Annotated in this window: 20 protein-coding genes; 1 reads left to right on the top strand and 19 read right to left on the bottom strand. The window is 54.6% G+C overall.

Features of this window, described 5'->3' with window-relative positions:
* Positions 1-2: 2 nt before the first annotated feature.
* The 16 genes from eutS to ET33_RS04005 all read right to left on the bottom strand — a co-directional run bounded on the left by eutS (position 3) and on the right by ET33_RS04005 (position 14,177).
* Positions 3-344 (bottom strand): ethanolamine utilization microcompartment protein EutS, encoded by a 342-nt coding sequence (gene eutS / locus ET33_RS04075; RefSeq protein ID WP_036676849.1) that lies wholly within the window; start codon positions 342-344, stop codon positions 3-5.
* Between the two features lie 9 nt (positions 345-353).
* Entirely contained in the window at positions 354-635 is a 282-nt protein-coding gene (locus ET33_RS04070; protein ID WP_025848820.1) for a EutN/CcmL family microcompartment protein, read from the bottom strand.
* 13 nt (positions 636-648) lie between these two features.
* Positions 649-1,512 carry a hypothetical protein gene (locus tag ET33_RS04065; protein ID WP_036676846.1) on the bottom strand — a complete coding sequence of 288 codons (864 nt, stop codon included), beginning with the start codon at positions 1,510-1,512 and terminating at the stop codon, positions 649-651.
* Positions 1,513-1,518: 6 nt separating this feature from the next.
* Positions 1,519-2,307, bottom strand: a complete 789-nt coding sequence (gene pduL / locus ET33_RS04060; RefSeq protein ID WP_036676843.1) for a phosphate propanoyltransferase — start codon at positions 2,305-2,307, stop codon at positions 1,519-1,521.
* 5 nt (positions 2,308-2,312) lie between these two features.
* Positions 2,313-2,600 carry an ethanolamine utilization microcompartment protein EutM gene (eutM, locus tag ET33_RS04055; RefSeq protein WP_010499900.1) on the bottom strand — a complete coding sequence of 96 codons (288 nt, stop codon included), beginning with the start codon at positions 2,598-2,600 and terminating at the stop codon, positions 2,313-2,315.
* Between the two features lie 78 nt (positions 2,601-2,678).
* Positions 2,679-4,175 carry an acetaldehyde dehydrogenase (acetylating) gene (locus tag ET33_RS04050; RefSeq protein ID WP_063761618.1) on the bottom strand — a complete coding sequence of 499 codons (1,497 nt, stop codon included), beginning with the start codon at positions 4,173-4,175 and terminating at the stop codon, positions 2,679-2,681.
* An 18-nt stretch (positions 4,176-4,193) separates the two neighbouring features.
* The gene (locus ET33_RS40400) at positions 4,194-4,712 is read right to left on the bottom strand and encodes a BMC domain-containing protein (protein ID WP_036677713.1); all 519 of its coding nucleotides are present in this window, start codon (positions 4,710-4,712) and stop codon (positions 4,194-4,196) included.
* 27 nt (positions 4,713-4,739) lie between these two features.
* Positions 4,740-5,384 carry an ethanolamine utilization microcompartment protein EutL gene (gene eutL, locus ET33_RS04040; protein ID WP_036676838.1) on the bottom strand — a complete coding sequence of 215 codons (645 nt, stop codon included), beginning with the start codon at positions 5,382-5,384 and terminating at the stop codon, positions 4,740-4,742.
* Between the two features lie 191 nt (positions 5,385-5,575).
* Positions 5,576-5,809 carry a hypothetical protein gene (locus ET33_RS04035; protein ID WP_036676835.1) on the bottom strand — a complete coding sequence of 78 codons (234 nt, stop codon included), beginning with the start codon at positions 5,807-5,809 and terminating at the stop codon, positions 5,576-5,578.
* 70 nt (positions 5,810-5,879) lie between these two features.
* Positions 5,880-7,622 carry a methyl-accepting chemotaxis protein gene (locus ET33_RS04030; protein WP_036676832.1) on the bottom strand — a complete coding sequence of 581 codons (1,743 nt, stop codon included), beginning with the start codon at positions 7,620-7,622 and terminating at the stop codon, positions 5,880-5,882.
* A gap of 246 nt (positions 7,623-7,868) precedes the next feature.
* The gene (locus tag ET33_RS38870) at positions 7,869-8,045 is read right to left on the bottom strand and encodes a hypothetical protein (RefSeq protein WP_161783521.1); all 177 of its coding nucleotides are present in this window, start codon (positions 8,043-8,045) and stop codon (positions 7,869-7,871) included.
* A 199-nt stretch (positions 8,046-8,244) separates the two neighbouring features.
* Complete coding sequence (locus ET33_RS04025) at positions 8,245-10,176, bottom strand: heavy metal translocating P-type ATPase (RefSeq protein ID WP_036676829.1); 1,932 nt, start codon at positions 10,174-10,176, stop codon at positions 8,245-8,247.
* Positions 10,177-10,405: 229 nt separating this feature from the next.
* Positions 10,406-11,572 (bottom strand): ROK family transcriptional regulator, encoded by a 1,167-nt coding sequence (locus ET33_RS04020; protein ID WP_051775097.1) that lies wholly within the window; start codon positions 11,570-11,572, stop codon positions 10,406-10,408.
* A gap of 277 nt (positions 11,573-11,849) precedes the next feature.
* Positions 11,850-12,350 carry an RNA polymerase sigma factor gene (locus tag ET33_RS04015; RefSeq protein WP_036676826.1) on the bottom strand — a complete coding sequence of 167 codons (501 nt, stop codon included), beginning with the start codon at positions 12,348-12,350 and terminating at the stop codon, positions 11,850-11,852.
* 132 nt (positions 12,351-12,482) lie between these two features.
* A complete protein-coding gene (locus ET33_RS04010; RefSeq protein ID WP_036676823.1) occupies positions 12,483-13,196 on the bottom strand; it encodes an aspartate/glutamate racemase family protein in 714 nt (237 codons plus the stop codon).
* 51 nt (positions 13,197-13,247) lie between these two features.
* Positions 13,248-14,177: a DMT family transporter gene (locus ET33_RS04005; RefSeq protein WP_036676821.1), complete on the bottom strand. Its 930-nt coding sequence runs from the start codon at positions 14,175-14,177 to the stop codon at positions 13,248-13,250.
* Positions 14,178-14,418: 241 nt separating this feature from the next.
* On the opposite strand from ET33_RS04005, the gene ET33_RS04000 reads away from it, so the two are divergent.
* Complete coding sequence (locus ET33_RS04000) at positions 14,419-14,898, top strand: Lrp/AsnC family transcriptional regulator (protein WP_036676818.1); 480 nt, start codon at positions 14,419-14,421, stop codon at positions 14,896-14,898.
* A 74-nt stretch (positions 14,899-14,972) separates the two neighbouring features.
* Here ET33_RS04000 and ET33_RS03995 read toward each other — a convergent pair whose 3' ends face one another.
* From ET33_RS03995 to ET33_RS03985, 3 genes are read right to left on the bottom strand one after another with little or no spacing between them, the layout of a single operon-like run.
* Positions 14,973-15,332: a hypothetical protein gene (locus tag ET33_RS03995; RefSeq protein ID WP_036676816.1), complete on the bottom strand. Its 360-nt coding sequence runs from the start codon at positions 15,330-15,332 to the stop codon at positions 14,973-14,975.
* A gap of 51 nt (positions 15,333-15,383) precedes the next feature.
* On the bottom strand, positions 15,384-16,013 hold the full coding sequence (locus ET33_RS03990; protein WP_036676814.1) for a hypothetical protein: 630 nt from the start codon (positions 16,011-16,013) through the stop codon (positions 15,384-15,386).
* A gap of 16 nt (positions 16,014-16,029) precedes the next feature.
* Positions 16,030-18,129, bottom strand: a complete 2,100-nt coding sequence (locus tag ET33_RS03985) for a hypothetical protein (RefSeq protein ID WP_051775096.1) — start codon at positions 18,127-18,129, stop codon at positions 16,030-16,032.
* Positions 18,130-18,144 lie beyond the last annotated feature (15 nt).

The raw sequence follows: 18,144 nt of genomic DNA, 5'->3' as shown, positions 1-18,144 counted from the left end.
GCTTACGACCTCGTCAAAGGAGCGATTGAAAATTTCAGCTTCTCGTGTAAAAATTCGTTGACCGATTCGATGGCCATTTCGACCGCGGATACGTCGCCTACGATGACCAGAGAGCCGGTGAAGCGGTCCAAATAGCCGATATCGACGTTCGCCGCTTTCGTGGCAATATCCGCCGCGATGATCGCCGTTTCCGTCGGCGTCAACGTCAGAATGCCGATCGCGCTCGCCTTCTCGATCCCGAGTTTCGTATACAGTACGGGATCGGGGTTGGCGATAACATGCGCGAGCGTAAGTTGTTTGCCGGGCACATATTCCTGAATGACCCGCTGTTTCTCCTGTTCCATACGCTCCTCCTAACCGCCGCTGTCGTCGCCGACTTCGAAGCTGTCTACAATGCCGACGATCATGGCGTCGATGGGCACCATTTTACCGCTGAACAGCACGCGGGCCGGACTTCCCCGGGACACGATCACATTCTCGCCGACGCCCGCTCCGATGCGGTCTGCGGCGATAACCGGCTGCCCCGCTTCGCGGTCCTTGAAATCGATCGGCTGGACGACCATAAGCTTCAGGTTGTCCATGCCTTCTTCCTTCTGCGTGGCCCACACGCTGCCGATCACTTTCCCCATAAACATAGGACTTCACCCTTTACTCCGCATACTGGACCGCGACGTCTTTCTCCTTCAGCAAGTCCGCCGCCAGCGGCGAAACGATCGTTCCCTTACCAAGGATCAGCTTCCGCACGTCCGGCGCGGTATCCGTCTGCCGCTTCACCCATTCGGCGGTCAGCAGCTTACCTTCGAACACGGAGCTGCCTGCCGCTGTCGTACTGACGTTAGCGACTTCGGAATGAGCACCACCGGCCGCTTCCGGCGACGATGTACCGCGAGCCGGCGCCTCGTTACCCGTCTGGTGCTGCGCCACGCCGCATTTGCGCACGACCGCTTCCGCCAGCAGCTTCTGCGGAGCGAACTCCGCGCCGAGGGCCGCAAGCTCGCGCTTATAGCGCTCGAACAGCTTGATGTAAGGCTTCGGCAGCGTCAGCGTTTTCAGCGTACGCCGGTCCGCCCGTTTCAATCCGGGTATATCGTCCCCGATCAGCACGAACTTATTCAGGACGAGCGCGGAAAACAAAATCTCCGCCTTCACGGTCCCTTTCAGCCCCTGCGCGGCCCGCGCGGCATTGTCCACATCGATCTCGGGAATGACGATGCCGTCGTATTCGAGCGGCAGCTCCAGCGGCGCGGGCGCATATTCGTCGGCGGCAATGATTTTGCCCGGACCGGCGCATTCGATTTTATGCAGGCCGAGCCATGAAGATGTTTCTCCGTCGAGAAACAGCATATCGTAGCAGATTCCGCTGTTTTTGAGCAATATAAAATGGTCCGTGAACGCCTCGTGCGCGGTGCTGTCGCAAAACAGATACAGCACTTTGGGCTTTTTCGCCTGCTCCGCCTGCATCGCCTGCACAAGCTCACGGACGATCGATTCGATCATCGGTTTGATCTCCAACTTTCGCTACCCCCTTTCCGCACGCGTGAAGACGCCGTTTTTGCCGATCATTTGCACCGTATCTCCGGTGTTCAATTGAGCGGCGTTCGCTTCGTCCGTATCGAGATGAACGTCAAGCGCATAGCGCGGATTCACCCGGACCACAACATCCATAAACGCCAGCGGCCGGTCGCCGCGGGTTTGCAGGATGATGCGGTCCCCGTCGGACACCTCAAGCCTCTGAGCGTCGTCAGGCGACATATGGACATGGTTTTTGGCGACGATCAAGCCCTGGGTCAGCACGACCGCGCCCTTCGGGCCGGCCATCGTAATGCCGGGCGTACCTTCCAGATCGCCCGACAGCCGGACAGGAGGCTTCACGCCGAGCGCAAAGCCGTCCGTCCGGGATATCTCCACCTGGGACACCCCGCGCGAAGGTCCGAGAATGCGCACGTTCTGCAGAACACCCTTCGGACCGATCAGCGTAACCGTTTCCTGTGCGGCAAATTGTCCGGGCTGCGACAGCTCCTTCAGCGGGGTAAGCTGGTAGCCTTCGCCGAACAGCGCCTCGACATGCTCCGGCGACAGATGCACGTGCCGGCCCGAGACGCCGACGGGAAGGAGCGGCGCTTTGGGCGCCGGCTCCACAGGCAAGGCCGCCGGAGCTTCGGCCTTCAGACGCTGAATGGCGATGCCCCGGCTTTTCAGAAAATCATTGGCCGCCGGCGTCAGCAGGTCCCCGGCCGCAATCGGATACGGATTCGGGAGCCCCTGCGCCAGCCGGCTGCGCAGACTCGTTTCCGTAATCAGCGCCATAGGGATTAGCCTTCAAGCTTCGGCAGAATGAATTCAATATCTGTGTGAGGACGCGGAATGACGTGTACGGAGACCAGCTCCCCGATTTTTTCCGCAGCTGCCGCGCCGGCATCTGTAGCCGCTTTCACTGCGCCTACATCGCCGCGCACCATGACCGTTACCAAACCGCCGCCGACATGCACTTTTCCGATCAGCTTGACATTTGCCGCTTTAACCATGGCATCCGCCGCTTCGATCGATCCTACGAGTCCTTTCGTTTCTACCATTCCGAGTGCTGCCAATTCTCCTGCCATTGTCTATTCCTCCCTGGAATAAAAGTTTAGTTGATGATTCAAAATTGAATTTATCGGATTAAATTTACTGAATTAAACTTATTTGGCTTCGAGCTGCAATTCGGATAGCACGCTGCGGACGATCTGCAGAACATCCTCCCGCGAAATCCCCGGATTGCCGGAGGCTTCCGGCGGCAGCTTCTCCATCGTCCGCTCTACCGCCTGCGCCGCCGCGGGGGCGATATCCATCTCGCGGATGCCGAAGGCAACGCGCTTGATGTTGAGCAGATGCTGCGGACCAATGTTGTCCGACGTAATATTGTTGCCGAATGAGCCGCAGCCCAGTGTAAACGACGGCGTAATGCCCGTCGTGGCGCCGATGCCACCGAACGTCGTGCCCGAGTTGACGACGATGCGCGAGGCCGGCTTCTCCAGCCCGAACGCCTCGATGACGGATTCGTTCTCGCAGTGAATGCCGAGCGTATGTCCGAGTCCGCCGAGCTCCAGCAGCTCCATACAGCGGCTGCAGCCCTCCAGCCAATCTTTTACGGTGTAGAGCGCCAACACCGGGCTTAGCTTCTCTACGGAGAACGGATACGCGTGTCCGACGCCCGTTTCTTCCGCAATCAATACCCGCGCCTCCGGCGGAACAGTAAAGCCCGCCATCTCCGCAATGACCTGCGGCGACCGGCCGACGACCTTCGGGTTCAACCCTTTGCCGATCGTCAGAATCGAGCCGACCTTGCGCTTCTGCTCCTCATCCAGAAAATAAGCGCCCTGCCGCTTCAGCTCTTCGACGAGCTGCGGCTTGATCGACGCGTCGGCGACGATCGCCTGTTCCGAAGCGCAAATCGTGCCGTAATCGAACGTCTTGCTTTGTAAAATCAAACTGACCGCGCGGGACAGGTTTGCGCTGTGGTGCACGTACACCGGGACGTTGCCCGGCCCGACGCCATACGCGGGCTTGCCCGAGCTGTAAGCGGCCTTGACCATCGCCGTGCCGCCGGTCGCCAGGATCACGTCCGTCCGCTTGTGCCTCATGAGCTCATTGCTCGCCTCAACCGAGGGCTTCGACAAGCAGTGGATCAAGCCGGCGGGAGCCCCCGCCTTCTCTGCCGCCTGCCGCATCACCTTGGCCGCTTCTAGCGAGCAGCGCAGCGCCGACGGATGCGGGCTGATGACGATCGCATTGCGAGCCTTCAGCGCGATCATGCACTTGAACATGACGGTCGATGTCGGATTGGTCGACGGGATGATCGCGGCAACGACGCCGACCGGCTGCGCCACCTCCCACACCTTGCGCTCATCGTCCTTGCGGACGATCCCGACTGTCTTCATGTCTTTCATCGACTCGTAAACGTTTCGGGCGACGAAAAGATTTTTAGCCGTCTTATCGGCAACTTTGCCGTACCCGGTCTCTTCCACGGCCATTTCGGCCAGCCGTACGGCTTCCACCTCGGCCGCCCGGGCCATCGCAGCAACGATGTCGTCAATCTGCGACTGGGTCATTTTTTCCAGCAGCTTCTGGGCTTGACCCGCTTCCTGCAGAAGGCTACGCACTTCCTGTATCGCCTGCAAATCGGCGTCCAGCTTCATATCGGGTTCTCACTCCCTTCAGTCCTTCTTCTCCGTAAGCAGCCGGATCAGCTCGGCCTTCGCCGCCGTGTTGATGCCGGAAGCGTTCAGCGGGAATCCGGGGGTGGTGCGGGCCAGCTCGCGCAATTGCTGAAGCGAAAGCTTGGCCAGCGCCTCAGCGGAGTCCCCGCCGGAAAGGCTCGCCGCTTCGTCCGCTGCCGCCTCGGAAGCAGTCGGCTCCACAGACGGCTTCGGCTCCGCCGGGGCTTCCTTCCGCCATATGCTTTCCAGCATCGCCGAAACGGAAAGATCCGGCCGCGGAATCACATGCGTCCCGACCAGCTTGCCTACTCTGCGGGCTTCCTCTCCGCCTGCCTCCACCGCCGCACGGACAGAGGCGACATCCCCTACGATATATACGGTAATAAGTCCGGCATCCGCTTTTTCATACGTCATGACCCGGACGTCCGCCGTCTTCGCCGCAGCATCGGCCGCAGCGATCAAGGCGGGTACGCCGATCGTCTCGATAAGTCCCAGCGCTGTCATCGACTGTGTCATCTCCATCACCCGCTTTCGTTAACCAGATTATTTCGGCTCCCGCGCGACGCTGAGAACGGCATCGGCAAAAGCGCTCGCCGCCGCGGTACAAGCGGACTGGCTGCCCGTCAGCAAGCCGCCGCCGAAGTTCGTCTCCGTCGGCGGGCCGTAAAATTGGCACAGCCTGACGTCCGCCGCCTTCAATGCGGCATCCAAGCCGTACACCGCTTCGAGCGGCGGTGCGATCAAATACGCGAGCGGCTCGCCTTCGGCGATGCCTGCCACTTGGGACAAGTAAGAACCCGTTCTCGAAATGACATGAGCGTAATACGCGTGCGTGCCCTCGCTGTTCAGGGAATAAAAGCACGCGCCGTTCTCCATCAAAGCAATAGCCGCGTCCAACCCGCTTTTCACTTCGGCCGGCGTCCGGCCGCCGAGCATCCCGATAAATTCCCCCGACAGCGGGCCCGAGGCATGCGCCGACCCTGCGTAAAAGGAACGGGCATACACCACTTCCACCGCCGCCTTCTTGGTCGCCTCGTCCAGCGCCGTATAGCCGACGTCGTCGATACTCGACGTTAACATCCCCAAACTCCGGATGTCCGGCTTCAGCTCCAGCTTCCGGGCCAACTCCGCGTCCACATTCGGAATGATGCGGACGGCCAGCGGCACGGCTCGAATCGGCTGCTTCACTTGGTTCACCTCCGCTGCGTACATCAAAAGACGACAAAAAGGCGCCCCGGACTGAAGAACGCGCGAACGCATTCTCCGATCCAAAGGCACCGTTGCCTTCATGCTATTTTTTTATTGGTGTTCATATTTGAATTGTAAAACAAATCACTCGATATTGCAAGCGCTGTCATCGGAGTAGGCCATCTCAATTTTTACCTCAACCGCTCGAATCGGCTTATTCGCCTATCTTTCTTCTCCCGTTCGGCCGCCTCGTCCTCAAGCTCGGACATCCATAACAGGCCCATAGATAGCGCAAACGTTATGCCCACGAGCGCGATGCCAAGCATCAGCTCGCCTACGATTTGCAGATATAGCAACACGGCGGCGGAGGCCAACATGCAGCCAAAGATGACCCATCCGATCCGCCGTGCCGTAACTCGCTTCATTTTCGTTCCTCCCCCGTTTCCGAATATCCATACTACAGCTTATTCGGGGAAACGGGGCTTTAGAAGCATATCAAAGCTTGAAGGCATTCACCTGCCGCTGCAGCAGAATGGACATTTCCTTCAAATGGCCCGAGGCACTGGAAATCTCCTCCATGGCCGCCAGTTGTTCCTCCGAGGATGCCGCCACATTCTGCGTATTGTCCGCGGCCTCTTGGGCGATACGGGACAGCTCTTCCAGGGAAGCCGCGACTTCTTCGGTACCTGCCGACATTTCCTCGGATGCCGCCGACACCTCCTGCACTTGACCGGCCACCTGCTGAATAGCATGCAGGATGCGTCCGAACACTTCGCCGGCTTGCCCCGCGGCCGTCGTACCTTTGGACGTTTCGTTCACGCCTGCGTCCATCGAGGCGACCGCCCGCTTCGTGTTGGCTTCGATCTCCCGCAGCAGAGCGGCAATATGCTCGGACGATTCCTTGGACTTCTCCGCAAGCTTCCTCACCTCAACGGCGACCACCGCGAACCCTTTGCCGTGCTCTCCTGCCCGGGCCGCTTCGATGGACGCATTGAGCGCCAGCAGATTCGTCTGATTCGCGATATCGGCAATCAGCGTCATAATCTCGCCGACTTCCTCCGAGCGGGTCCGCAGCTCGTGGATAACGCCGCCGGTCTCGGTCATGACCGACTCGATGCGGTTCATCTGCGCGATCATCTGCTGTACCACCTCGTTGCCCTGCGCCGCATCCCGCGACGTCTCAGCGGACAGATCGGCGACGACGCCCGCCGATTCGGCAATCCGTTCGATACCTGTGGCCATCTCCACCATCGCCCGCTTGCATTCCTCGGCGCTCTGCAGCTGATTCTCCGCACCGGCGGCAACCTCTTCGACCGCACGGGCCGCTTCGCCGGTCGCCTCGGCCGTTTGCTTCGCGCTGACGGTCAGCAGATCGGACGATTCCGCCACTTCGTCAGAATGGGTTTTAATACTGCCCACCAGCTTGCGGATACTTTCGACCATATGGTTGAAGTTCTCGGAGACAAGACCGATCTCGTCGCGTCCGTTCACCGGCACGGAAACGGACAAATCCCCTTCGGCGGCAAGCTTCGACACCTCCGCCATCCGTTTGAGCGGACGGACCGTTCGAATCAACAGCCAAATCATCAGCCCGATAAACAGACCGCCAATGACAAGACCGATCAAAATATTGAGCAACAGCGCGTGGTTCAAATCCGACTGAATCGAGCCGTAGTTGAAGTCGAGGCCGAACACGGCGACCGTCTCGCCCTTATCCGTGCGAATGGAGCTCAAAATGGATATCCACGTGCCCGAGGCATCCGTATACACGTCGGTCATGCCCGTCCCCTTTTTCAACGCATCCTCATACGCCCGCTGAAACTGAGCCGACAGCTCGTAATCCTCCAAAACCCTCGCTCCGTGTTCGTTCAAGGTCCGATTGGCCTGCATCATCTTCGCATAGTGCTTATTGTCCTTCGTCGTCATCTCGGTTGACATCAAGTAGCTGTTGGTGACGATATTGCTTGTGAGCATCTTCTCCAGCTGCGCCTGAATACGAACGTTCGCCGGGTCGGCCATATACTTGTCGTAGCTGAGCGACATCTTTTGTCCGGCCGCCTGGATATCCGCGCTCTGCAGCTCCAGTTGAGCGTCCATCGCCTCTTCAATATGCAATAACGATTCGAAATACATAGCTCTTTCCCGAAGATACGACATCGAGGTAAATGCGGCCGACATGGCTATCAGCAGGATCACCAACACCAATCCGGCTTTGACGACTAAACTGCGATTTCTCATAACAAGCACTCCTTCATCCGTTAAACTATACTGCTCTGGCCCGCCGTATCTACCGTGCGGAGCAGCGCTGTCGTTTAGTAATATTATCGTTGAGAATCGCCCTTAACTTTAGAAAAATTATACAAATCCACAAAATTCCCGCAGTGAATCGCTTTCTCGGCTCTGGGACCAACGCAAAAAACCACCGGTTTTCCCGGTGGCAGGCGATTTATTGTTGTTCTATGGTCAAAACCGTTTCTGGCCGATTTAAGCGAAGCTCTCGGTACTGCGTTTGGAAGAATCGTCCGATTCCCGCGTCCGCTGCGAGGAGAGGCCTTTCGAGTTGAATTCGCGAACGCGCCGGTCATTTTCAATGGATATGAACAAGCAGACGCTTCCCAAGATAACTAAGACGACCGTAGTAATCGGAAGTAACAGATCCATCCTTTTCTCTCCCTTGTCTTCCCTTTGTAAAAATGATAATCATTATCATTATTGTAACGTATTTTTACGAAATTACAATGGTTTTTTATGACCGCCGGAAAGAAGGCAGGGAATTCCCTCGGAACGCAATAAAAAAGCCCCCGTCTTTCGCGGGGGCGACGAATCCGGCCGCAGCCGGAACGGTATGTTATACAGCCGCTTAGGAGCGAAGCAGCCGGAGTCCGTTCAAAATGACCAGAATCGTGCTTCCTTCATGGCCTACGACCCCAAGCGGCAGCGGAATTCCTTTGAAAAAATTGGCGGCGATCAGGAAGGCGATTACCGTAACGGCAAAAGCAATGTTCTGCTTGATGATCCGGGTCGTGCGTCTTCCCAAAACAATCGCTTCCTTGATTTTGTCCAAATCGTCGTTCATCAGTACCAAATCGGCCGTTTCCAACGCCGCATCGCTGCCTGCCGCCCCCATCGCGATGCCGACGGATGCCGCGGCCAAGGCCGGAGCGTCGTTGATTCCATCCCCAACCATGGCAACGTGGGTATATTTCTCTTTCAAGGTTTTGACGATGTTCAACTTGTCTTCCGGAAGCAGCCCGGCATACACCTGATCGATGCCGGCCTCTCTGGCAATCGCCTCGGCCGTCAGCCGTTGGTCTCCCGTCAGCATGACGACTTGCACGCCCAGCTCCTTCAGCTTGGCGACGGTCTCCCTGGCTTGCGGCCTGATGGCGTCCTGAAGAGCGATCATCCCGGCAATGCCGGCGGCGTTTTGAATTAAAATGACGGTTTTGCCTTCCTGCTCAAGCTTGCGGACATCGGAGAAAATCTGCTCGCCAATCCCGGTTTCTTCAAAGAAGCCCGGCTTTCCGATTTTCCAGAATTCCCCGGCTAACCCGGCTTGAACGCCCCACCCGGCCAGCGCCTGAAAATCGGAAGGCCGCTCCAGCTCCAACGATAATTCTTCGGCCCTGTCTACAATCGCTTTGGCGATCGGATGCGTGGATAAGCTTTCGACGGAAGCCGCTATCCGCAGCAGCGCCTCTTCGCTCCAAGCCTGGTAAGTCAGGAAATCCGTCACCGACGGTTTGCCGTACGTCAAGGTGCCGGTTTTGTCGAACGCGATAGCGCGAATGTGCGATGCACGTTCCAAGTGGGCGCCGCCTTTAAAGAGCAGCCCTTTTCTCGCACTGTTGGATATGGCGGAGAGCATCGCCGGCATGATGGAAGCCACAAGCGCGCACGGCGAGGCTACGACCAAAAACACCATCGCCCGGTAAAGCGTATCGTTCCAGCTCCATCCGAACAACAACGGCGGGAGCGCGATGAGAAGCAGCGTCGCCAAAATAATGGCTCTGGCATAAATGCGTTCGAACCGTTCGATAAACCGCTGGGATTTCGGCATTTCGCTTTGCGCTTCTTGAACCAGGCGGATGATCTTCGAGAAAAGCGTCGACTCGCTGGATTTCGTCACTTGCACGAACAACGCGCCCTGACCGTTCAGGGTGCCGGCGAACACTTCGTCCCCCGCCGCTTTATCCACCGGAATGCTCTCACCGGTAATCGAAGCCTGGTTGACGGCCGAGCTTCCTTCCTGTACGATCCCGTCGGCGGGAAGGCGCTCACCCGGTTTGACCAGCACCAGATCGCCAACCCGCAGCTGTTCGACGGGAACCCGCTTTTCCGCCCCTTCTTCCCATACGATGGCCGTTTCCGGCTTCAAATCCATTAAGGACGAAATGTCTCTGGAGCTCTTCTCCATCGTGAACGTCTCCAAAGCGCCGCTGAGCGAGAAGATAAAGATCAATACGGCACCTTCCGTCCAGTAACCGATGCTGGCAGCGCCGATGGCCGCGACGATCATGAGCAGGTTGACATCCAGATCCTTTTCACGGACAAGCGTGAGCCATCCTTCCTTGGCCTTGACGAATCCTCCAATAAGAAAAGCGAAGCAATAAAGCCATATCGAGAAGGTCGGGGACGAGTGTCCCGCGACCCAGGCGGCCGCAATCAAGACGCCGCTTGCCAAAGCTGCGATCGCTTCGCCGTAACGCGACAGCACGGAAGCGATCGTACCTTTCTTCATCTTTACTTCCGGTTTGTCGATAGGTTGAGCAGTATCTGCCGAGTGGACCATGTTCAGCAACTCCTTTTTCGTTGAGAATGACTATCGTTTTTATTCCCCTAAAAATGACTCATGCTGTTCCCTAATAAGGGAACAGCATGGAAGTGAGAATGATTTTCATTTTTGTATTGGCACATCATTTTTGTGCTGGGGCAACATTTTAAAGTAATTATAAGGCTCCGGCCTGCGAAAGTAAAGCGGATATTTTGCCTTCTTTAATTTCCTTTGCGGGAGGCGGCGCTCAGCTTTGATTTACGTAATTGTTCAGCACGAGCGATGCCGCGCCGATGACGATGGATTGCTCCTTCAAATCGGAAGCGAGGATCTTGAATCCGCCGCGGAACGGCTCCCAAACGACCTGTGCGCACTGCTCCTCGATCAGAGGGACGATGTCGCTGTAATTTTCCACCATGTTGCCGCTCAGGATGACAGCGTCGGGGTTATACATGCACACGATATTGTTGATCGCAATGCCGATATACAGCGAGGTCCGCGAAATAATCTCCTTCGCCCAGCTCTCGTCGCTGCGGGCCGCTTCGAACAGCTGTCCGATATCGCCGATCTCGACGATCCGATTCGCCTCGTGTAAAATCGCCGATTCGTCGATATACGTCTGCAGACAGCCCCGCTTCCCGCATTCGCATAAATTGCCGTTCGGATCGAGTGTCGTATGTCCGAGCTCTCCGGCGCTGTTGGAGCCGCCGCGAAAAATCTCCCCGTCGATGATAAGCGAGGAGCCGACCCCGGTGCCAAGCTCGATCAACGCCGTTTTCTTCGAGCCCCGAGCGGAGCCGCACAAGTACTCGGCCAATATTTTGACCTTCAGGTCGTTGTCTATCACCGTATCGATCCCCGTCCGCTCCTTAATTTGGGCGGCGAGCGGCACGTTTCTCCAGCCCAGCGTCGACGAATACTGAACAACCCCACGCTCGTGGTCGATAACGCCGGGCACGCCGATGCCGATGCCGATCAGCTTCGAGCTGTCCAGGCCCTGCTCCTTCACCAGCCGGTTGATCGTGTCAGCAATGAGATCGATCGTGCGGTCGGCTTCCGTTTCGATGGCGGTATGCCCGACCGGAAGCTCGTACAGCAGTTTGCCGCTGAACTCCATCACGCCGAAGCGTACGATCTTCTTGCCGATATCGACGCCGATCGAAAAGACGGCCTGCGGATCGATATCGAGCATAATGGCCTTGCGCCCGACGCCGCCGGACGAAAGCTCCGTTTCCCGGACGAGCCCCTGCTCGCACAGCTCGGCGACAATGCGCCCGACGGAGGTCGGACTGAGCTTCGTAATTTTCGTGATTTCCGCCCGCGAAATGGGCCGCTTTTCCTTAATAATATCAAGGATCATCTGCTTGTTATGCTGCCGGATGACATCTTGATCGTGCTTCACAATTTTTTTCATACGCCAAAACCTCTTTATTCCACCCATGTTAATTAGAGTCTTACCAAGCTCAACTACCAAGTCATTGCAAGACATAAAAATGTGGACCGCCAAACTGAAAGCGGTTAAAATTAATTGGACTTCTATAATTAATCCATCGGTGTTAATAATTGAATCATAGCATGGATTTTTCATTTGTCAATATTTGTTTGTAAATCATGGAAGTTGTCAAAAGGCCCCGGCCCTAAGCGCGGATGCCTAAGACCGGAGCCTCTTATTTTATTTCGTAGGATTCCGGTCATGCCGGGAGCGGACACGATCCTTGAAGCAGCTTCATCCGGGCGTGGTAAAGCCGGCTCCTCACTTCGCCCTCCTCGACGTTCAAGAGCGAGGCGATCTGCGGGATTGTGAGCTGCTGGCAATACATAAGCGCCATGACGATACGGTACGGCAGCTCCAGCGTCATGACGGACCGCAGCAAGTCGCTATGACCCGGAAGCACACTGTCGGCGTCGGTCAACATCTCCTGCCGCAGCTGCTTCCCGGCGGCGTCGAGGACGGAGCAGGCGATCCTGTCGTCCAGCCAGGTGCGGAACGCGCGAATGTCCTTTCGCTTAAGCGTCCGGTACGTCTCGACGAATACGCGCTGCACCGCTTCCTCGGCCAACGGCTGCGAGCCCAGAATCGCCAGCGCCGTGCTGAAGGCCCGTTGCTCGTACGGACGAACCAGCTCCCGGAACGCCTTCGTATCTCCTGTTCTAACCTTTTTCATCAAGCTGAATTCATCCGTACGATCCATGGTGCGCCTCCTGTTCATTGCCACTTCATATTATTAGACAATGAACGGATGCATTTGGCTTCGAAACGACGAAATTTTTTTGCAGATAAAAAAATCGATCCGGATCCCCGATAAGGGAACCGGACCGATTGGTTACGGCGTTGCGGCTAAGTCCTTGCTTAAAGCAAAGTCGACGGCACATTCCGCATGGATTCGGGTTGTATCGTACAGTGGGATACGGCAATCCTCCTGCGATACCAGCATCGTGATTTCCGTACATCCAAGAATGACGGCTTCCGCTCCTTGTTGCCCAAGACTATCCATGATCCTTAAGTAAGATTTCTTGGATGCTTCGTTCACGATTCCAAGACAAAGCTCTTGATAGATGATGTCATGTACAATCTTTCTATCCGTTTCATTGGGCACGATAACTTCAAGCCCGAACTTTTCCATGAGTCGGCCTTTGTAAAAATCTTGTTCCATCGTAAAAGAAGTCCCCAGCAAAGCGACTTTCTTCATGCCATCCTTCACGATTTCTTGTCCCGTTGCATCCGCGATATGAAGCAATGGGATCGAAACCGATTCCGCCACTTCTTGGGCCATCTTGTGCATCGTATTCGTGCATATGACGATGACATCGGCTCCGGCAGCTTCCAGTTTACGTGCCGAATCGATCATGATGTTGGTAGCTTCATCCCATTTCCCTTGATGCTGAAGCGTCTTGATTTCTTGGAAATTTACCGAATACATGAGACTTTTGGCGGAATGATGCCCGCCTAGCTTTTCTTTCACACGCTGATTGATGATTTGGTAGTAGAGCAAGGACGACTCCCAGCTCATACCGCCAATAAGACCTATGGTTTTCATCAGATTTAGCACCTCTAACTATGATTATCGTTTACATGGCTCCTCAACATCTTAAATCCTACTTCGCCAATGAGCAAGAACGTGCCGTTGATTGCTTGCCGTAACCGCTTTTGTCTTGAAGGTCGAGAACAAATAGCATCCGATGATCACCACGCAGCCCCCGATCGCTTGAAGCCACGTCATTTGTTCCCCTAAAAATAAAAACGCTAAAATCGCCGTGAATACCGGATTAAAATTCAAAAACATCCCCGCTGTCGTCGCACCTAATTTTTGGACTCCGATATTCCAAAACACGATACAGACCACGGTAGAGATAACACCTGTATATAAAATCGATTGGATGAACGAACCATTCATATTGGACACAGTGAAGTCAGAGAGATTAAACGGAAGAAGAATAATAAGCCCAAATATCCCGGAATAAAGCGTAGACTTCATGGGTGATGTGTTGTTCTTCATGGCCCATCTGCTGCAAACGGAATAAATTCCCCACACGCACACGGAGCCCATCATCCATAAATCGCCCGTATTAAAACGAAAAGACAGCAGCAGATCGGCATTTCCTTTGGAAAGAACAAGAATCACGCCAACCAGCGAAAAAACCATAGAAAATATTTGCGGCATATTGATTCTTTCTTTTAGAAACAAAAAGGAGCAAACGGAAATCGAAATCGTATTCAATGCGGAAATTAATCCGACATTTGTCGCCGTTGTCCGTTCCAATGCCATAAATTGAAATAGATTAAATAGAACGACGCCTGTAATTCCCATTAAAAACAACGGAAGTAGGGCAGCTCGTGAAGGGAGTATCGTTTTTTCTTTCCGCCAGACGATGGGGAACAGACACAAAACGGCAATGATCCATCTAATGCTCGTCAACGTCATCGGAGAAGCATGATCGACAAGCGATTTGCCAACTACAAAATTTCCTCCCCACAGCAAGCTTGTTAATAACAGCAACAAAACGTACCTATTCGGCATGTCATTAGCTCCTTTACTTTTTCGCCGTGACAGCGAAAAGTGGAAGCCATTGTGCACAATGACATTTACTTCGAGTTCACTAACGATCATATCATTTTTATTGATCGGACTGTAGATCATTTTGTAAGATATAGATAAATCAAAATAATATAAGTTAAGAATGTCGTCTTGTTGAATTATATTCGTTTTCCAGTTGGAAACCGTCCTGTTTTCCGAATATTGTAAAGGGAGAGAAGATCGCATGGAATCTTTTGTAAGAAAAGTTCTGGATGAAGTGGATATTCAAATTTTAGATCTGATGCAAAAAGAAGCGCAGTTAAGCAATGCCGAGCTGGCAAGGCGGGTAAACTTGTCTCCGCCGGCTACGCATGCGAGGGTGAAACGGTTGGAAAGCGAAGGGTTTATCGAACGCCAAGTCGCGATCTTAAACCAGGAAAAGCTTGGCTTTGATTTATTGTGCTTTATTTTTATGAGTACGAATATCCATCAAGCCGAACAACTGGAAGTGCTGGAGAAGGCATTAAGCTCCATACCTGAAGTATTGGAGTGTCATTGTTTAACGGGAGAGTATGACTATCTTTTAAAGGTAGCGAACAAAGACCGTAAGGAATTGGAGGGCTTTATCCGAAAGCTGAATAAGCTCGGCATCGCGCGAATCCAAACGAGCCTGGCGTTAAGAGAAATTAAATATTCAACCGTTTTGCCTATAGTCGACCAATAATAGGTCAAAAATGTCCGGCTCAAGCCATGATTTCCCGAGACCGGAACCTTTCCTTTTAACCCTTTTTAATAAGCCTAATTCTGCTTTCCAAACTCCGTATTCAAAGACAATCTGTACAACTGACCGCCACTCGTAAAGTTAGCTATGACAGTATCCTTGCCCTCGCTGCTGAACTTATAGTCTCCCCAATCGTTATCTACGGTTAGCGTATAGCCTGTCAGATCGGTTCCGTAAATTTGTTGAACGGCAGCCTGTACGATAGCCGTAGCTTGTGCCTCGGTCAACGATTGTTTCGTTTTGTCGGCCAGTGCCTTCAGGAATTCCACCCGGTACACTTTTCTCGCCTTGGCGCCGATCGTTGCAGACGCCACCAGCTGCTTGCCGTCTTCATCAATGCCTAATGCTTTGTCATTTCCGACCACAAGCCGCTTCAATTCCCACACTTCTCTTTCATCGTCACGCTGGAACTCGGCATCGGTGAAAGGCTAATCATCCGCCTTCGATAGAAGCCTCAGCGCCTGCCCGGCCGTCGAAACGGCCTGCGGATCGACATCCGCCAGCTTATATTGGAGGAAGACGGCTGTCGCTTCATTCTTCACGGCATCCACCCTTACAAATTGGCGGTCGTTCGTGGAAAAATGGAAGTCGTTCGTACCCAGCGTCTCATCCCTGAAAAAGTGAGCCTTCTCGAACTTCACATCCGCATTCTCGTACAATTGCCGAACGGCCGCTTCCGCCGTCGGCAAATATTTGGCGTACTTCCCCGTCATTTCGGCAAGCTCGAAGTTCACGCTGACCGTCAGCACTTTGTTCGAGTCGGCGTCGACCGTGACAATCGCATCGCGGGTTTTCGACTGAATGACCCAGCGTACTATTTTCGTAGTATCATCTACAAAATATTCGTCCTTTAACGCCTCTTCCAGTTGGAACGATTTGCCGTTGCCGTATTGCTCGACGGCTTTTTGGGCTGTCGTCACATAGCGCTGGTCCACTTTTGCGATCTGGATAAGTCCGGGATCGCGGTAAGGTTCCTCCACATTTGCGGCGATTGCCGGTGTGGCGGAAAGGATGCTTAAAGCAAGCATCGGTGCGAGTAATTTTTTTGTTGTTTTCATAGAAAAGTCCTCCTCCTTATTCGCTCTTGCCTTGCTCGGATTCAACTCGGTATTCCCAAAAGTCGCCTTTGGCATTGACCTTTGCTTTTACGGTCGCCGCTCCTTGCTTCGTAAACGTGTACTCGTTCAGTTGAGCACTGGCCCGATAGCCCCCCAGATCGATTCCGAACAGCTTCTTCACCTCCGGACCGACAGCTCCCAGAGCTTTCTCCGCCGTATAGTACGGGGTCGCGAAGAGCGTCCGGGCTTTCGCCTCGTCTCCGAATGTATCGTCTTTATAGGTGAAGCCAGCCGATGTCACTTGACGGGTTACCGCTCCAATACTTACGTTGAAACGGTTCCCCAGGACAGCGAGTTCCCAGACGTCTTTCAGCGGTGTTTTTACCCGCTCCACACTTCCTATGCGCATCTCCTTGCCGTTCGACAGCGCTGCGTATGCTTGCCCGGCGGCTGTTTTAATTTGCTCGTTCACCTCCTTGGGAGAATATTTTAAGGCAGCTTTCGTCACGGCTCCCGTGACCGCATCGATAACGACTTCGGCACGCTCTCCGGAAATGATCCACTCGTTGTGGTCCTTCATCTTGAGCCGCTCTCCCCATTCGAACCACCGGTTCTGTCCAGAGTCCAGCTCCCGCATCGCCTGCTCCGCCTTTTGCCGCAGCGCCCCGTCCAGCTTGTCGTACGTATAATGGCGGCGAAGAATAAACGGCTCGCCTGTTGCTTTATCTACGATGGCCATGCCGGCATCTTCCCCCTTCAAATGGAGGAACCACCGGTCGTCCAGCTCCGTCACCCCGTACATTTCGACAGGCTCGCCCGGAACAAGCTCACGCACGGCTTTCTCTGCTTTGGCTACGATTTCGGGTTTGTTCAGGTCCTCTATGGTCATATCGTATACTTTGGGCACTTCCGGCAGCGCCGGATCGGACGACGGTTCGAGCGGAATGCTCCAGCTTACCGGATTGGCCTTCGTATACCGGTTGTAGGTCATCGTCACACGATCGGGAACGGCAGCGTCGTCCTGGAAGAAAAACAGCGTTCGGTTGCGGTAATTGCCCTGCTCGTCCTGCGATAGCAAAGCCACTTGTTGCCCGGGAGTCATTTCGCTGCCTTGGCTGTCTTGCAGCGCCCACTTCAAATCAAGCGTATCCGCGCCAAGCTGCTGGTCGGCTTCAATGACCCACCCTTTCCCCTGGAACGCTTCGCGGCCGTCGGACAAGCGCTCCTTGGCTTCCTCCGTTTTCATACGCGCCGTAAAGGCCATCTCTTTGCCCTCGATCTCTTTCGTCAGAGGCTGCTTCATAACTTCCTTCGGGTCAAACGAGACGGAGAAATCCTTAGCCATTCGCTCCTCCGTGTACAGCGTCGTTAATTCCAGCTTCAAGTTTTTGGCTTCTTGGAAGGGCAGGAACGCATGCCAATAGCGCATTTTTCCGCTGGTGCCCTGCCCGATTGCAAATTGCGGGATGGCGTTTTTGCTTTCGATGGCCAGGTCATGCAACGGTAAAAAATCCTCCGCTGCAATCACGCGGCCTTGTCCGTCCTTAATCTGATAACGGAAGGAAGGGTCGACTTGATACGATCGTTTCCACTTCTGCGTTTCATTGACTTGAACAAGCATCTCCGACTTGCTCGGTCCGTGGCGGAGCTGAAGGAAGTCGAGACTGAATCCGAACGGCGACTCATACCGTTTGTTCAGCGGGATGACCATGGTCGACGCCTTCGCCTTGGACAGATCGACCGGCACGTTCAGATGCCATTTCCCCGCCGTTTCTCCGATTTGATTGATATTGAAATCGATGAAAAGCTTGTTCGGAAGGTCGGTCAAGGACTTCACTTCTTTCCCGGGCGCGACATCATCCAGCGAAAGGTAAAGCATCCTGTCGTTCCCGACTTTTTGCCAATGCCGGCTAAGATTTAACTCCTTCCCGTTCTCATCCGTAAACGTATATTCGTTCACGTACGGGTCTTGCTCGGGATCGGTCGGCGTAAAGTTCTCGAACAACAGGTCGGTATCCAGCGGCTTCCCGTCCTTTTCCAGTCCGTACACAATCGACAGGCGGAAGACGTCGTTCACCACTTCCTTGACCTTAAGCGTAATGCCTTGATCCGTCACCTCGCGGTTTACCAG

Origin of the sequence: Paenibacillus tyrphae, assembly GCF_000722545.1 — a bacterium.
Lineage (GTDB): Bacteria > Bacillota > Bacilli > Paenibacillales > NBRC-103111 > Paenibacillus_G > Paenibacillus_G tyrfis.
The sequence above is the reverse complement of the archived record's forward strand: the minus strand, read 5'-3'. Positions and strand labels throughout refer to the sequence as shown.

Bases quoted from the DNA above. Each gene is read 5' to 3' on its own strand.
- ET33_RS04015 (WP_036676826.1), bottom strand. From the start codon at position 12,350: ATGGATCGTACGGATGAATTCAGCTTGATGAAAAAGGTTAGAACAGGA.
- eutS (WP_036676849.1), bottom strand. From the start codon at position 344: ATGGAACAGGAGAAACAGCGGGTCATTCAGGAATATGTGCCCGGCAAA.
- ET33_RS38870 (WP_161783521.1), bottom strand. From the start codon at position 8,045: ATGGATCTGTTACTTCCGATTACTACGGTCGTCTTAGTTATCTTGGGA.
- ET33_RS03990 (WP_036676814.1), bottom strand. From the start codon at position 16,013: ATGAAAACAACAAAAAAATTACTCGCACCGATGCTTGCTTTAAGCATC.
- ET33_RS40400 (WP_036677713.1), bottom strand. From the start codon at position 4,712: ATGACACAGTCGATGACAGCGCTGGGACTTATCGAGACGATCGGCGTA.
- ET33_RS04035 (WP_036676835.1), bottom strand. From the start codon at position 5,809: ATGAAGCGAGTTACGGCACGGCGGATCGGATGGGTCATCTTTGGCTGC.
- ET33_RS04020 (WP_051775097.1), bottom strand. From the start codon at position 11,572: ATGAAAAAAATTGTGAAGCACGATCAAGATGTCATCCGGCAGCATAAC.
- ET33_RS04030 (WP_036676832.1), bottom strand. From the start codon at position 7,622: ATGAGAAATCGCAGTTTAGTCGTCAAAGCCGGATTGGTGTTGGTGATC.
- ET33_RS04025 (WP_036676829.1), bottom strand. From the start codon at position 10,176: ATGGTCCACTCGGCAGATACTGCTCAACCTATCGACAAACCGGAAGTA.
- ET33_RS04050 (WP_063761618.1), bottom strand. From the start codon at position 4,175: ATGAAGCTGGACGCCGATTTGCAGGCGATACAGGAAGTGCGTAGCCTT.
- ET33_RS04010 (WP_036676823.1), bottom strand. From the start codon at position 13,196: ATGAAAACCATAGGTCTTATTGGCGGTATGAGCTGGGAGTCGTCCTTG.
- ET33_RS04070 (WP_025848820.1), bottom strand. From the start codon at position 635: ATGTTTATGGGGAAAGTGATCGGCAGCGTGTGGGCCACGCAGAAGGAA.
- ET33_RS04000 (WP_036676818.1), top strand. From the start codon at position 14,419: ATGGAATCTTTTGTAAGAAAAGTTCTGGATGAAGTGGATATTCAAATT.
- ET33_RS04005 (WP_036676821.1), bottom strand. From the start codon at position 14,177: ATGCCGAATAGGTACGTTTTGTTGCTGTTATTAACAAGCTTGCTGTGG.
- pduL (WP_036676843.1), bottom strand. From the start codon at position 2,307: ATGGCGCTGATTACGGAAACGAGTCTGCGCAGCCGGCTGGCGCAGGGG.
- eutM (WP_010499900.1), bottom strand. From the start codon at position 2,600: ATGGCAGGAGAATTGGCAGCACTCGGAATGGTAGAAACGAAAGGACTC.